The organism is Streptomyces sp. NPDC006552 (assembly GCF_040611655.1).
Classification (GTDB): Bacteria; Actinomycetota; Actinomycetes; order Streptomycetales; family Streptomycetaceae; genus Streptomyces.
On the sequence record NZ_JBEXOS010000040.1, the window covers coordinates 40991 to 54069 of the forward strand.

The 13079-nt window shown below is 74.6% G+C and carries 14 protein-coding genes; 8 read left to right on the forward strand and 6 right to left on the reverse strand.

The genetic code is table 11. The features are described 5' to 3' along the window. The first annotated feature begins 143 nt into the window (after positions 1 to 143). From ABZY33_RS22725 to ABZY33_RS22735, 3 genes are all read left to right on the forward strand, one after another. Entirely contained in the window at positions 144 to 923 is a 780-nt protein-coding gene (locus ABZY33_RS22725) for a DeoR/GlpR family DNA-binding transcription regulator (RefSeq protein ID WP_356493450.1), read from the forward strand. Between the two features lie 81 nt (positions 924 to 1004). Continuing rightward, the gene (locus tag ABZY33_RS22730) at positions 1005 to 2309 is read left to right on the forward strand and encodes an MFS transporter (RefSeq protein WP_356493451.1); all 1305 of its coding nucleotides are present in this window, start codon (positions 1005 to 1007) and stop codon (positions 2307 to 2309) included. 98 nt (positions 2310 to 2407) lie between these two features. Continuing rightward, positions 2408 to 3145 (forward strand): maleylpyruvate isomerase family mycothiol-dependent enzyme, encoded by a 738-nt coding sequence (locus ABZY33_RS22735; protein WP_356493452.1) that lies wholly within the window; start codon positions 2408 to 2410, stop codon positions 3143 to 3145. A gap of 320 nt (positions 3146 to 3465) precedes the next feature. On the opposite strand, the gene ABZY33_RS22740 is transcribed toward ABZY33_RS22735, so the two are convergent. The 4 genes from ABZY33_RS22740 to ABZY33_RS22755 form a co-directional block, all read right to left on the reverse strand. After that, positions 3466 to 3897, reverse strand: a complete 432-nt coding sequence (locus tag ABZY33_RS22740; RefSeq protein WP_356493453.1) for a MarR family transcriptional regulator — start codon at positions 3895 to 3897, stop codon at positions 3466 to 3468. A 67-nt stretch (positions 3898 to 3964) separates the two neighbouring features. Continuing rightward, positions 3965 to 4630 carry a response regulator transcription factor gene (locus ABZY33_RS22745; protein WP_356493454.1) on the reverse strand — a complete coding sequence of 222 codons (666 nt, stop codon included), beginning with the start codon at positions 4628 to 4630 and terminating at the stop codon, positions 3965 to 3967. Beyond that, positions 4627 to 5937 carry a sensor histidine kinase gene (locus ABZY33_RS22750; protein WP_356493455.1) on the reverse strand — a complete coding sequence of 437 codons (1311 nt, stop codon included), beginning with the start codon at positions 5935 to 5937 and terminating at the stop codon, positions 4627 to 4629. The genes ABZY33_RS22745 and ABZY33_RS22750 overlap by 4 nt, the downstream gene beginning before the upstream one ends. Positions 5938 to 6033: 96 nt before the next feature. Next, a complete protein-coding gene (locus ABZY33_RS22755; protein WP_356493478.1) occupies positions 6034 to 7224 on the reverse strand; it encodes a geranylgeranyl reductase family protein in 1191 nt (396 codons plus the stop codon). Positions 7225 to 7390: 166 nt separating this feature from the next. Between ABZY33_RS22755 and ABZY33_RS22760 the strand changes: the two genes are divergently transcribed. Continuing rightward, positions 7391 to 8755, forward strand: coding sequence for a dipeptidase (locus ABZY33_RS22760; protein ID WP_356493456.1), 1365 nt, complete (start codon positions 7391 to 7393; stop codon positions 8753 to 8755). Positions 8756 to 8823: 68 nt separating this feature from the next. Further along, positions 8824 to 9573: an MBL fold metallo-hydrolase gene (locus ABZY33_RS22765; protein WP_356493457.1), complete on the forward strand. Its 750-nt coding sequence runs from the start codon at positions 8824 to 8826 to the stop codon at positions 9571 to 9573. A 5-nt stretch (positions 9574 to 9578) separates the two neighbouring features. On the opposite strand, the gene ABZY33_RS22770 is transcribed toward ABZY33_RS22765, so the two are convergent. Further along, on the reverse strand, positions 9579 to 10574 hold the full coding sequence (locus ABZY33_RS22770; RefSeq protein WP_356493458.1) for an NUDIX domain-containing protein: 996 nt from the start codon (positions 10572 to 10574) through the stop codon (positions 9579 to 9581). 196 nt (positions 10575 to 10770) lie between these two features. Here ABZY33_RS22770 and ABZY33_RS22775 point away from each other — a divergent pair, with 196 nt between their 5' ends. Continuing rightward, positions 10771 to 10947, forward strand: a complete 177-nt coding sequence (locus ABZY33_RS22775) for a hypothetical protein (RefSeq protein ID WP_356493459.1) — start codon at positions 10771 to 10773, stop codon at positions 10945 to 10947. A 129-nt stretch (positions 10948 to 11076) separates the two neighbouring features. Here ABZY33_RS22775 and ABZY33_RS22780 read toward each other — a convergent pair whose 3' ends face one another. After that, on the reverse strand, positions 11077 to 11508 hold the full coding sequence (locus tag ABZY33_RS22780; RefSeq protein ID WP_356493460.1) for an NUDIX domain-containing protein: 432 nt from the start codon (positions 11506 to 11508) through the stop codon (positions 11077 to 11079). Between the two features lie 577 nt (positions 11509 to 12085). Between ABZY33_RS22780 and ABZY33_RS22785 the strand changes: the two genes are divergently transcribed. Next, positions 12086 to 12520 carry an STAS domain-containing protein gene (locus tag ABZY33_RS22785; RefSeq protein ID WP_356493461.1) on the forward strand — a complete coding sequence of 145 codons (435 nt, stop codon included), beginning with the start codon at positions 12086 to 12088 and terminating at the stop codon, positions 12518 to 12520. 51 nt (positions 12521 to 12571) lie between these two features. Next, the gene (locus ABZY33_RS22790) at positions 12572 to 12763 is read left to right on the forward strand and encodes a CsbD family protein (protein ID WP_356493479.1); all 192 of its coding nucleotides are present in this window, start codon (positions 12572 to 12574) and stop codon (positions 12761 to 12763) included. The last annotated feature ends 316 nt before the right edge of the window (positions 12764 to 13079 follow it).

The window sequence follows — 13079 nt, forward strand, 5'->3', positions numbered from 1 at the left end:
CTCCCCGGTCGGCCGTGCGGACGCAGACGCGCCGCACAATGCGTGTTCTTGCAAGATATCGCTAGCTTTCAATCAGTATCAAGCAATCACGCGCAAACGGTTAAGGTCGTCCAACCGAGCCGTTCGACGATTGGAGGCCGCGGATGTCCCGCGACGCCCGCTGGAAGTCCCTCCTGGAGCTGCTCGTCGAGCGCGGCCGCCTCGACGTGGAGGAGGCGGCCGCGCACCTGGGTGTCTCCGCCGCGACGATCCGGCGCGACTTCGACCAGCTCGCGGAGCAGCAGATGCTGGTGCGCACGCGCGGCGGCGCCGTCGTGCACGGCGTCAGCTACGAACTCCCTCTGCGCTACAAGACCGCGCTCGGCGCCGCCGAGAAGCAGCGCATCGCCAAGGCCGTCGCCGAACTCCTCACCCCCGGCGAGGCGGTGGGCCTGACCGGCGGCACGACCACGACGGAGGTGGCGCGCGCCCTCGCCGTCCGGCCCGACCTCGCCTCGGGCACCCCGGCCCTGACGATCGTCACCAACGCCCTGAACATCGCCAACGAGCTGGCGGTGCGGCCCCAGTTCAAGATCGTGCTGACCGGCGGCGTCGCCCGGCCGCAGTCGTACGAGCTGATCGGCCCGCTCGCCGACGGCGTCCTCGGCCAGGTCACGCTGGACACGGCGGTGCTCGGCGTCGTCGGCCTCGACGTCGTGCACGGCGCCTCCGCGCACGACGAGGCGGAGGCCGCGATCAACCGCCTGCTGTGCGAGCGGGCGGAGCGGGTCGTGGTCGCGGCGGACTCCAGCAAGCTGGGGCACCGGGCGTTCGCGCGGATCTGCGACCTGGCGCAGGTGGACATCCTGGTCACGGACGTCGCCGCCGACAAGGAGACGCTCGCCCGCTTCGACGAGGCGGGGGTTCGGGTGGTGGCGGTCTGAACCGGGCGGTCCGGGGCGGCCACCAGGTCCACGTACGAGAAGAGGGCGCGCGGGGTTCCCACCCCGCGCGCCTTCTCCGTCATGGCCGCCCCTCGCCGCCCGCACCCGCCGCCGTACCGGCCCGCACCGCGCCCCGCTCCCCCCTTGTCCCGGGCGGACCCCTCGCCCTACCCTGCTTTTGTGCCGCTACTAAACAAACTCGGGACCGTCAGCGCCGACGGACCGCGCCCCGCCTCGGCCCTGACCCGCCTGCGTACCGTCCTCACCGTCTTCTTCGCCCTCGACGGCTTCGTCTTCGCGGGCTGGGTGGTGCGGATCCCCGCGATCAAGGAGCAGACCGGGGCCTCGGCGAGCGCGCTCGGGCTCGCGCTGCTCGGGGTGTCGGCGGGGGCCGTCGTCACGATGATGCTGACGGGCGGGCTCTGCCGCCGGTTCGGCAGCCATGCGGTGACCGTGGTCTGCGGAGTGCTCCTGCCGCTCACCGTCGCCCTGCCGCCGCTGACGCACTCGCCGCTCGCGCTCGGGCTCGTCCTGCTCGTCTTCGGAGCGGCCTACGGCGGGATGAACGTGGCGATGAACAGCGCCGCCGTCGACCTCGTCGCCGCGCTCGGCCGGCCGGTGATGCCGAGCTTCCATGCCGCGTTCAGCCTCGGCGGCATGGTGGGTTCGGGCCTCGGCGGACTGGTCGCGGGCCACCTCTCCCCCACCCGGCATCTGCTGGCGATCACCGTGATCGGGCTCGTGGTCACCGCGTCCACCGCGCCCGCCCTGCTGCGCCACACCCCGCCGCCTCCCGCGCACCGCTCCCACGAGGACGAGGCCCCGCGCCCCGTCGGCGGCCGCACCCGGGGCCTGGTCCTCGTCTTCGGGCTCATCGCCCTGTGCACGGCCTACGGGGAAGGGGCCCTGGCCGACTGGAGCGCGCTCCACCTGGAGGAGGACCTGCACGCCCACCCGGGGGTCGCCGCCGCCAGCTACTCCTGCTTCGCGCTGGCCATGACGGCCGGCCGGCTCTCCGGCACCGCGCTGCTCGAACGGCTCGGCAGGACCCGCACGGTGGTCTTCGGCGGGGTGACCGGCGCGGCGGGGATGCTGCTCGGCTCGCTGGCGCCCTCGGTCTGGCTGACCCTCGTCGGCTTCGCGGTGACCGGGCTCGGCCTGGCGAACATCTTCCCGGTCGCCGTCGAACGGGCCGGCGCCCTCGCCGGCCCGACCGGTGTCGCCGCGGCGTCCACCCTCGGCTACGGCGGCATGCTGCTCGGGCCGCCCGCGATCGGCTTCATGGCGGACTGGTTCTCCCTGCCCGCCGCCCTGACGAGCGTGGCACTGCTCGCGGCGGTCGCGGCGACGATCGGCTTCGCGACGCGGAACGCGGCGACCACCTGAGAGGGGCGCGTACGCCACCGCCGCCGGGCCCCTCGGCCAGGCGTCTCAATCCCCGGAAATCGCGCCGCCGGGCCCCTCGCACCCGGCACACTCGCCCCATGGAGATTGCCGAACACCTGCACGTCCTGGACACGGAGGGCCGGCGGCTCGCGGCCGCCGCCGAGCAGGCGGGGGTCGACGCCAAGGTGCCGACCTGCCCCGACTGGCAGGTCCGCGACCTGCTGCGGCACGTGGGCATGGTGCACCGCTGGGCGGCGGGGTTCGTCGCCGAGGGACATCAGGGGCCCTACCCGGACGGGGGCCTGCCCGACCTCGACGGGGAGCCCCTGCTCGACTGGTTCCGGCGGGGCCACACGTACCTGGTCGAGACGCTGACACAGGCACCGCCGGACGTGTCCTGCTGGGCGTTCCTGCCGGCGCCCACGCCGCTCGCCTTCTGGGCGCGGCGCCAGGCCCACGAGACGACGATCCACCGGGTGGACGCGCAGTCGGCGCTGCCGACGGCGCCGGACCCGGTCGCCGGGGACGTGGCGGTCGACGGGATCGACGAACTGCTGCGCGGGATGCACGCCCGCAAGAAGAGCCGGGTGCGGTCCGCGCAGCCCCGGGTGCTGCGGGTGCGCGCCACGGACGCGGACGCGACGTGGACGGTCCGCATCACCGAGGAGCCGCCCCGGGCCGAGCGCGGCGCGACGGACGAGGCGGACTGCGAGCTGGCGGGACCGGCCGCGCGCCTCTACCTGTCGCTGTGGAACCGGCTGCCGTTCCCGTCCCTGAGCGGCGACGCGTCGGTGGCCGCGCTGTGGCGGGAGCGCTCGGCGATCACCTGGGGCTGACCGGCATCCGGCACCCCGGCGTACGCCGGGCTGACCGGCATCCGGCGCCGCGTGGCGGACGCCGAGGTGTCGACAGCGCCGGGTGGCAGACGCCGGCGTGTGCCACAGACACCGGATGGCAGCCGCCGGGGTGCCGGCGCCGGTCGTCAGGCGCCTGGTGCCCACAGCCGGCACCGCGCGTCAGACGCGCCGGGCGTCAGCCGCCGGGCGCCGAGCGTCGGACGCCGGATGCAAGACTCCGGCACCGCGCGTCAGACGCCGGGTGTCAGCCGCCGGGCACCAAGCATCGGACGCCGGGTGCAAGACTCCGACACCGCGCGTCAGGCGCCAGGTGTCAGCCGCCGGGCACCGGGTGTCAGCATCCGGCGCAGTACGGCCCGCTGCACCGGCCGGACCTCGCCGTACAGGGCGCGGCCCTTCGGGGTGAGGCAGACCCGCACCCCGCGCCGGTCCTCGCTGCACATGCCGCGCTCCACGAGCCCGTCCTTCTCCAGGCGTCCCACCAGCCGGGACAGGGCGCTCTGGCTCAGATGGACCTGCGCGGCGATCTCCTGGACCCGGAAGGCCGGGCCGCCGTCCTGCGCGGTGCCCTCGGCGAGCACGTCGAGCACCTCGAAGTCGCTGGCGCCCAGGCCGTGCCGGTGCAGCTCGCGGTCGAGCTCGCACATCGTGCGCGCGTGTACGGCGAGGATCTCCCGCCACTGCTCCACGAGGCCCGACGCGACCCCCGCTCCCGACTTCTGTGCCGCCATGTCCGCACGGTAGCAGAGAGAACCCCCTTTGTTGCATTCGCATTAAATGCGTATGCACACAGAGTGGTCAGCCCAGCCAGCCCGGCCGCACCAGCCCCGACTCGTAGGCGAGCACGACCAGTTGGGCCCGGTCCCGGGCGCCCAGCTTGACCATGGTGCGGCTCACATGGGTCTTCGCGGTGAGCGGGCTGACGACCAGGCGGCGGGCGATCTCCTCGTTGGACAGGCCGATGCCGACGAGCGCCATCACCTCGCGCTCCCGCTCGGTCAGCCCCGAGAGCGACCCGGCCGCCGCCGGCTGTTTGGAGCGCGCCGCGAACTCGGCGATGAGGCGCCGGGTGACGCCCGGCGAGAGCAGCGCGTCGCCCCGGACGACGGCCCGTACGGCGCGCAGCAGCTCCTCCGGTTCGGTGTCCTTGACGAGGAAGCCCGAGGCGCCGCAGCGGATCGCCTCGAAGACGTACTCGTCGAGTTCGAAGGTGGTCAGCATGACCACCTTCACGGCCGCCAGGTCCGGGTCCTGACCGATCCGCCGGGTCGCGGCGAGGCCGTCGAGGAGCGGCATCCGGATGTCCATGAGGACGACGTCGGGCCGCAGCTCGCGCACCTGGCGCACGGCCTGCGTACCGTCGGCCGCCTCCCCCACGACCTCGATGTCGCCCTGCGCGCCGAGCAGCGCCCGGAACCCGGCGCGGACGAGCGACTGGTCGTCGGCGAGCAGGACGCGGATCATCGGGGGGCCTCCGGTGAGGATGACGAGGAAGAGGGTGCAGACGGTGCAGCGGAGTGCCGCGGGGCGGAGGACGCGGCGGTGAGCGGCAGCTCGGCCACGACGCGGAAGCCGCCGTCCGGGCGCGGGCCCGCCTCGATCGTGCCACCGAGCGCGGCGGCCCGCTCCCGCATCCCGGCGAGCCCGTTGCCGCTGCCACCCGCGTCCACGTGGCCGGCGGGCCCCTCGTCGTCGACGGTCAGCGTCAACAGGCCCGGCGTGTGGCGCAGTCGGACCTCGGCCCGGCGGGACCCGGAGTGCCGTACGACGTTGGTCAGCGCCTCCTGCACGATCCGGAACGCGGCGAGGTCGGTGCCCGGCGCCAGCGCGGGCCCCGCTCCCTCGGAGCGCACGTCGACGGTGAGACCGGCGGCCGCCGCCTGGTCGACGAGTTCCGGCAGCCGGTCGAGCCCCGGCGCGGGGGCGCGGGGCGCGTCCCCGGGAGTGCGCAGCGTGTCGAGGACCTGCCGCACCTCTCCCAGCGCTTCCTTGCTGGCGTCCTTGATCGTGGTCAGCGCGGTGCGCGCCTGCTCCGGGTCGGTGTCGAGCAGGGCGAGTCCGACGCCCGCCTGCACGTTGATCACGGAGATGGAGTGGGCGAGCACGTCGTGCAGTTCGCGGGCGATGCGCAGCCGCTCCTCGTCGGCCCGCCGCCGCGCCGCCCGCCGCCGCTCGGCCCGCGCCTGCTCCCCTTGCTGGCGCCGCACCCGGGCGAGTTCGGCGACGGCCACGACGGCGAGCACCCACGCCGCGACGAGCCCCTCCTGCCCCCAGCGGCCCGGCCCGTCGGCGGCCGGCGGCAGGTACGCGTACAGCCAGTGCGCCACCAGGAGGTGCCCCAGCCAGAGCAGTCCGACGGCGGCCCAGGCGGCGCGCCGGTGCCCCGCCACGATCGCCGAGAAGCACCCGAGCGCGACCATGAGGAAGACCGGCCCGTACGGATAGCCGCCGCCGAGGTACGCCGTCGCGCACAGGGCCGTGCCGAAGGCGACGGGGACCGGGTGGCGGTGGCGCCACAGCAGGAGCAGGCAGCCGGCGAGCAGCAGCAGCCGCCCGTAGACGTCCAGGGCGGCGCGGTCGCTCTGCGCACCCGCGGCGACGTGCGAGCCGGCGAGGACGACGACGGTCACCAGCGCGGTGGACCGCCAGGGCAGGCGGCCGCCGCGCTCCCGGTCCCACCAGGGGCTCCCCCAGGACGGGCCCGGCCGGAGCCACGGCGGGCCGCCCGGGGCCGGTCCCGGGCCGCCGTCCTGTCCGCGCTGCTGGTCCATGGCCCCACGCTACGGCGCACGGGACGCGCGAGGCGTCCGCCGGGCGGGGTGATCACGCGTACTCCCCGGGGAGTACGCGGGGTGCGCCGGGGCCGCTCAGCGCTCCATGCGCGACAGCGCCCGCCCCGCCAGCGGATGGGTGCGCACCAGCTCGCCGAGGGTGGTCGTGCCGCGGGTGATCCGCGCGAACGCGTTCCACGCGGGGCGCAGCCCGGTGAGCGCCGCGTGCAGCAGGCCGGGCCTGCGCTCGAAGAGGGTGAGCATGCGCTTGCCGACGGCCATCTCGACGCCGAGCCCGGCCTTGACGGCGAACGCGTAGTTCAGCGCCTGCCGGCGGGCGTCGACCGCGTCGTGCGCCTCGGAGACGCGCACCGCCCACTCCCCGGCGAGCCGTCCCGAGCGCAGGGCGAACGAGATGCCCTCGCGGGTCCACGGTTCGAGCAGTCCGGCCGCGTCGCCGCAGACCAGGACCCGGCCGCGGGAGAGCGGCGAGTCGTCGGCGCGGCAGCGCGTCAGATGCCCGGAGGAGATCGCGGGCTCGAACCCGGCGAGGCCGAGCCGGCCGATGAAGTCCTCCAAGTACCGCTTGGTGGCGGCCCCTTCGCCGCGGGCCGAGATCACGCCGACGGTCAGGGTGTCGTCCTTGGGGAAGACCCAGCCGTAACTGCCGGGCATCGGTCCCCAGTCGATGAGGACGCGGCCGCGCCAGTCGTCGGCGACCGCCTGCGGGACCGGGATCTCGGCCTCCAGACCCAGGTCGACCTGGTCCAGCTTGACCCCGACGTGTGCCCCTATCCGGCTCGCGCTGCCGTCCGCGCCGACCACGGAGCGGGCGAGGACGCTCTCGCCGTCCTGGAGGATGACGGCGACGGTGCGCCGGTCGGGCACCTCGCTGCCGTGCTGCTCGACGCGGGAGACCGTGGCGCCGGTGCGCAGCTCGGCGCCCGCCTTCTGGGCGTGCTCGACGAGCTGCGCGTCGAACTCGGGCCGGTTGATGAGCCCGAACAGCGTGGTGCGCGAGCGCCGGGTGCGCGCGTACTTGCCGTTCAGGGAGAACGTGACCGCGTTGATCTTGTCCTTGAGCGGCAGTTCGAAGCCCGGCGGCAGGGAGTCGCGCGAGGGGCCGATGATGCCGCCGCCGCACGTCTTGTAGCGCGGCAGCTCCGCCTTCTCCAGGAGCAGCACCCGCCGTCCCGCGACCGCGGCCGCGTACGCGGCGGACGCCCCCGCGGGCCCGGCGCCCACCACGACGACGTCCCACACCTCCATGGCCTGCTCGTCGCCCATGCCGTCGCCGTCCGTCGAGTTCTCGCTGCTCACGATGGTCTACTGCTCCCGATCCAGCTGCCTGCCGCACGTTTCCCTGGCATCCTACGGCGGCCGCCCCCGTGACCTGCTGTGGGAGGATCATCGGCACACTCTGCACACCATCGCACCTACAAGGAGCGTGCCCATGTCGCCGCACCCGATCGCCGAGACCGTCGCCGCCCTGCTGCCGCGGGCCAAGGCCGAACTGGCCGAGCTGGTGGCCTTCAAGTCGGTGGCGGACTTCGCTCAGTATCCGAAGAGCGAGAGCGAGGCCGCGGCCGGCTGGGTGGCGGACGCGCTGCGCGCCGAGGGCTTCCAGGACGTGGCGCTCCTCGACACCCCGGACGGCACCCAGTCCGTCTACGGCTTTCTGCCCGGGCCCGCGGGCGCGCCGACGGTGCTGCTGTACGCGCACTACGACGTGCAGCCGCCGCTGGACGAAGAGGCGTGGGTGACTCCCCCGTTCGAGCTGACCGAACGCGAGGACGGGCGCTGGTACGGGCGCGGCGCCGCCGACTGCAAGGGCGGGGTGCTGCTGCACCTGCTGGCGATCCGCGCCCTGAAGGCGAACGGCGGCGTGCCGGTCAACGTCAAGGTGATCGCGGAGGGCTCCGAGGAGCAGGGCACCGGTGGCCTGGAGCGCTACGCCGAGGACCACCCCGAGCTGCTGCGCGCCGACACCGTCGTCATCGGCGACGCGGGCAACTTCCGCGCCGGGCTGCCCACCGCGACGGCCACGCTGCGCGGGATGACCCTGGTCCGCGTCCAGGTCGACACCCTCGAAGGCAACCTCCACTCCGGCCAGTTCGGCGGCGCGGCCCCCGACGCGCTGGCCGCGCTGGTCCGCGTCCTGGACTCGCTGCGCGCCGCGGACGGCTCGACGACCGTGGACGGCCTGGAGGCGGCGGCGTCCTGGGACGGGCTGCAGTACGACGAGGAGGCCTTCCGCGGGGACGCGAAGGTGCTCGACGGCGTGGAGCTGATCGGTTCCGGCACGGTCGCCGACCGGATCTGGGCGCGGCCCGCGGTGACCGTGCTCGGCATCGACTGCCCGCCGGTGGTCGGCGCCACTCCGTCCGTGCAGGCCGGCGCCCGGGCGCTGATCAGCCTGCGGGTGCCGCCGGGCACGGACGCCGCCGAGGCGACGAAGCTCCTGACGGCGCACATCGAGGCGCACACCCCGTGGGGCGCCCGGGTGCGGGTCGAGCAGGTCGGCCAGGGCCAGCCGTTCCGCGCGGACACCGCGAGCCCCGCGTACGCCGCGCTTGCGGACGCGATGGCGGAGGCGTACGACGGCCAGGAGATGAGTTACGCGGGCCAGGGCGGCTCGATCCCGCTCTGCTCCACGCTCGCCTCGCTCTACCCCGAGGCGGAGATCCTGCTGATCGGCCTGAGCGAGCCGGAGGCGCAGATCCACGCGGTGAACGAGAGCGTCTCGCCGCAGGAGCTGGAGCGGCTGTCGGTGGCCGAGGCGCGCTTCCTGCAGAAGTACGCGGCGGCGACCGCCTGACCCGGCGGATTCTCTGCCCAGAGCCGAGGAGCACGCGGTCGTGACCGCCGTCTTCGTACGGTCGCTCCATGACGACCTATGAGCTGACGGACACGATCGATCTCTCGCCCCGCCTCCGTCTGTTGCGCTTCCCCGTGGGCCAGGCCTACCTGTGGCGGGACGGCACCGGGCCGGGCGCCGAGCTGACCCTGATCGACGCGGGCGCGGCGGGCGCGGGACAGCCGGTCGCCCGGGCCGTACGCGACTGGGGGCACGCCCCCGGGGACGTGCGGCGGATCGTGCTCACGCACTTCCACGAGGACCACGCGGGCGGCGCCGGGGAGTTCGCGCGGCTGAGCGGCGCCGAGGTGTACGCGCACCGGCTCGACGCGCCCTACGTGCGGGGTGAGGCGGCCGGGCCCGAGCCGGTCCTGGAGGAGTGGGAGCGCCCGATCCACGCCCAGGCGCTGGCCCAGCTCCCGCCCCGCCCGGTCCGCCCGGAACTGCCGCCGTCCGTACGAGAGGTGGTGGACGGGGACGTCCTGGACTTCGCGGGCGGGGCGCGGGTGGTCGGGGCGCCCGGGCACACCGACGGGTCGATCGGGATCGAACTCGTCCGGCACGGCGTGCTGTTCACCGGGGACGCGGTTGCCGCCTCGCCGGTGGACGGCCAGGTGATGCTCGGCGTGTTCAACCGCCACTCCGCGCAGGCCGTCGCTTCCTTCCAGCGGCTCGCGGCGCTCGATTGCGACGTGGCGTGCTTCGGCCACGGCGACCCGGTGGTGGGCGGGGCGGCCGCGGCCCTGCGGGCGGCGGCCGCCTCGTACGGGAGCGCCTGAGGCGGTCAGCCGACGGGGACGCCCGCCTCCAGGTAGAGGACGGCGCCGCGCTCCCGTGCGCGCAGCGCCCAGCGCAGGCGTTCGTAGCGGACCGGCGGCAGCAGCGCGGCCGCCTCGTTCTCGTCGACGAAGCGCCACTCCCGCAGCTCCGGTCCGGGCAGCAGGACGTGGCGCGCGGCGTCCCGCGTCAGCCGTCCGCCGTCGAAGAGCAGCCGGAGGCCGCCGTAGCGGGGCGGCGCGGGCCGTTCCCAGTCGATGACCAACAGCCGTGGTACGTCGATGAGTTGGATGCCGGTCTCCTCCGCGACCTCGCGCATCCCGGCGCGGGCGGGCGCCTCGCCCCGTTCCACGACACCGCCGGGGAACTCCCAGCCCGGCTTGTAGGTGGGGTCGACGAGCAGGACGCGCCCCTGTTCGTCGAAGAGGAGCACCCCGGCGGCGACCGTCTCGGCGCCGGGCTCCGGGGTCTGCACGATGTCGCAGACGGGGGCGGCGCCGGTACGCACGGCCGCGGCTATGCGCACGGCGGTTTCGTGGGGCGAGAGCGCTCCGTTGTCGACGAGGTAGGCGTCGGCGGTCAGCCAGCCGGCGAGCGCGGCGCGGTACGGCTCGATGTCGGCGGGGGGTTCGCCACTGGGATCACGCGAGCGCAGGATCGTTTCCTCTGGAGCGAGGAGCACATGGCACACCGGGATCCGCCGGGCCGCGAGACCGCCGAAGATCTCGTCGCGGTACTCCTGGCGCAACAGCCCCTCCGGGACCACGAGCACGCCGCCCAGCTCGGCGAGCAGGGCCGCCGCGGTGTCCACCACGAGCCGCCGCCAGATCGGCAGTTCCTGGTGGTCGCTCACCTCGGCGAGCCGCTTGGGCGGCAGCAGCCGCTCCAGCTGGGCGTCGATCTCCTCGGGGTCGAAGAGCGTGCAGTGCGGGATGAGGTCGCTCAGTTCCCGTGCGGTGGCGGTTTTTCCCGCGCGGGACGCCCCGTTGACCCAGACGATCACGGTTCCCCCTCTTCCGTCGGCCTTCTGAGGCTTGCCCGCAACACCCCGCCACGGAAACCAGCCGCAGCTGGGAACCGGCGCGGGGCCCGCGCCCGGCCGCCCGCGGGGAGCGGCCCGGCCCGAACGATCACCGCCACGTCCCCGGCGGTTCATAAGTCAGAAGCACATTGTCAGTGCGACGCGCTAGTCTCTTCACATGATCCCCACCGAGAGCCGCGACCCCGTGCGGTCCGCCGACGAGCTGAACGAGCGGATCCGCGGTCTCCTGGCGCGCTCCGGCGGCCGGTTGAGCGAAGCGCAGCGCCGGGAGTACGAGGTGCTGGTCGTGGAGTGGGCGGCCGCGGTCCGTGGCGACATCGTGAAGGCGGCCTGAGCCGAGCGGGGCCGGGGGCGGCGGGTTCCGGGGGCCGGGCTCCGCAGTGGTCCGGGGCCCCGCGCCGACGTGGGCCACCGGCGACGGACCAGCGCCGGCACGCCGACGACGGCCCGCCCGGGGCGCCGCTCAGAGTGCGGTCGTCAGCAGCCGCAGCCCGTCCACCGCCGCCGGGGAGAGGGCCGCCTCGTCGAGCCCGGCGAGCGGGACCCACTCGGCCGCCTCCGTCGTCCCCGCCACCTCCACGACCCGCGGCCCGTCCCCCTTGACCTCGACCGCGTGGAAGAGCGCGACCAGGTGCCGGTGCACACCGCCTCGTCGGACCGTGTACGCGCGGCTGTCGACGAGCTGGGCGGTGACGAACTCCAGGCCCGTCTCTTCCCGCAGCTCCCGCTCCAGCGCCTGGACCGGCTGCTCGCCGTGGTCGATGCCGCCGCCGGGCAGATGCCAACGGCCCGGCTCGAAGACCGGTGAGTTGTCCGCGAGACGGGCGAGCAGGACGCGGCCCTCCCGCGCTGTCAGTGCGTACGCGCAGACACGCGTCCGCGACGGGACGTCCATGCTGCTCCCCTCCCCCCTGGGCGGCCGCCCGTGGCGGCCTCGGCGAGGTGCACCCTACGGGTGGCGCGGCCGCCGCCCCGGGGAGCGAGGCGGGCCGGGAGGCCGGGGTGTCCGCCGTTGCCCGACGGCGGTTCACCGGCCCATGTCCGGCCTCCCGGGGACCGCACTGCGCAGTCAAGCGCAGCCGCGCGACGGGCAGAAGGGTGTGTGCGGACGCCGTCGCGGCAGGCCGTGCACACCGGGTGCGCGCCGGCCACACCCCCTGAGGCGGCCACACGTACCGCGGACACATCGACGCTGTTCCCAGCCGACCCGCGCCGCCCGGGACCGGGCGGGCTGTGCTGACCGGGGCCGAGCGTCAACCCAGCCCCCGGTCACGGCAGTTGCCGTCAGTTCACCCCATCCGGTGACGCGCTCCTACCGGGGGCCGGTACACCCGGCCCGGTGCGGAATCTGCCGATACCGTGACCGGCCAGGCGCCCTTGTCCCCGGCTGCCTCCCCGATCCGTACGCAAGAAGCACGCGGCAGCGCGGTCGGCTCCGAGGAGCGGGCCGGATGCCCGGCCCGGGGGGACCGATGCGACAGGGCAACCGACAGACCTACGTCGCCGATCATCTCGGCGGCCGCGACGGGGCGGCCGAACCGGCGGGCAGCGCGCGGTTCCCGCCCCCTCCCGCGGTGCGGACGACCGGTGACTGCGCCGTCGTCGAACTCGCCGGCGAGATCGATCTCCTCGCCTTCCAGCACATGGCTCCGCTGATCGACACCGTGGCGGCGGGCCCCTACCGCGTCGTGGTGCTGGACCTGACCGGCACCTCGTTCGTCGACTGTGCCGGGCTCGGCCTCCTGACGCGCCCACCGCCGGGCCACCGAGCGGGGCGGCCGGGTCGCCGTGGTCTGCCGGCACCGGCCTCTCGCCGTCGCCGGCCTGACCGAGAGGGTGGTTGCGGTGAGCACGGTGGAAGAGGCCCTGCGTCACCATGCGTAGCCGCTCCGGATGCGGACGCATGAAAACGCTCCTAGCGTGGCACTCGTCCCAGCTCACCGACAGAGGAGCCGATGATGGGCGAGAGCGCCATGGACAAGGCCAAGGGCAAGGCCAAAGAGATGGCCGGCAAGGCCACGGGCAACGAGCGCATGAAGTCCGAGGGCAAGGTCGACCAGGCCAAGAGCAAGGCGCGCGATGCCGTCAAGGACACGCGCGACAAGGCCGACGGCGCACGCGACTCCCTGCGGGACGACGACCGCCGGTAGCCGCACGACCGCCTGTGCCCCCTCCGCCACGGAGGGGGCACGCGCATGTCCGGGACCGGGCCGCGCAGGACCCTGGCACCGGACAGCTCCGATGTCCAGGCGCCGGACGCGGCGCGGGGGCAGCCGCCTGGCACCGGACCACGTGACGTTTCCGCCGCGAAGCCATCCCAACACAACCGAACGCGAGGTCCGCTCGCTCCGGTACCTCGCGGCGGCACAGCCCGTTCTGCCCCCTCCCGACCGACCATGACGCGACCTCTTCCAACAGACTCCAACACGGCCTACCGTGAACGCGCGTCAGTGACGCGTACATGCA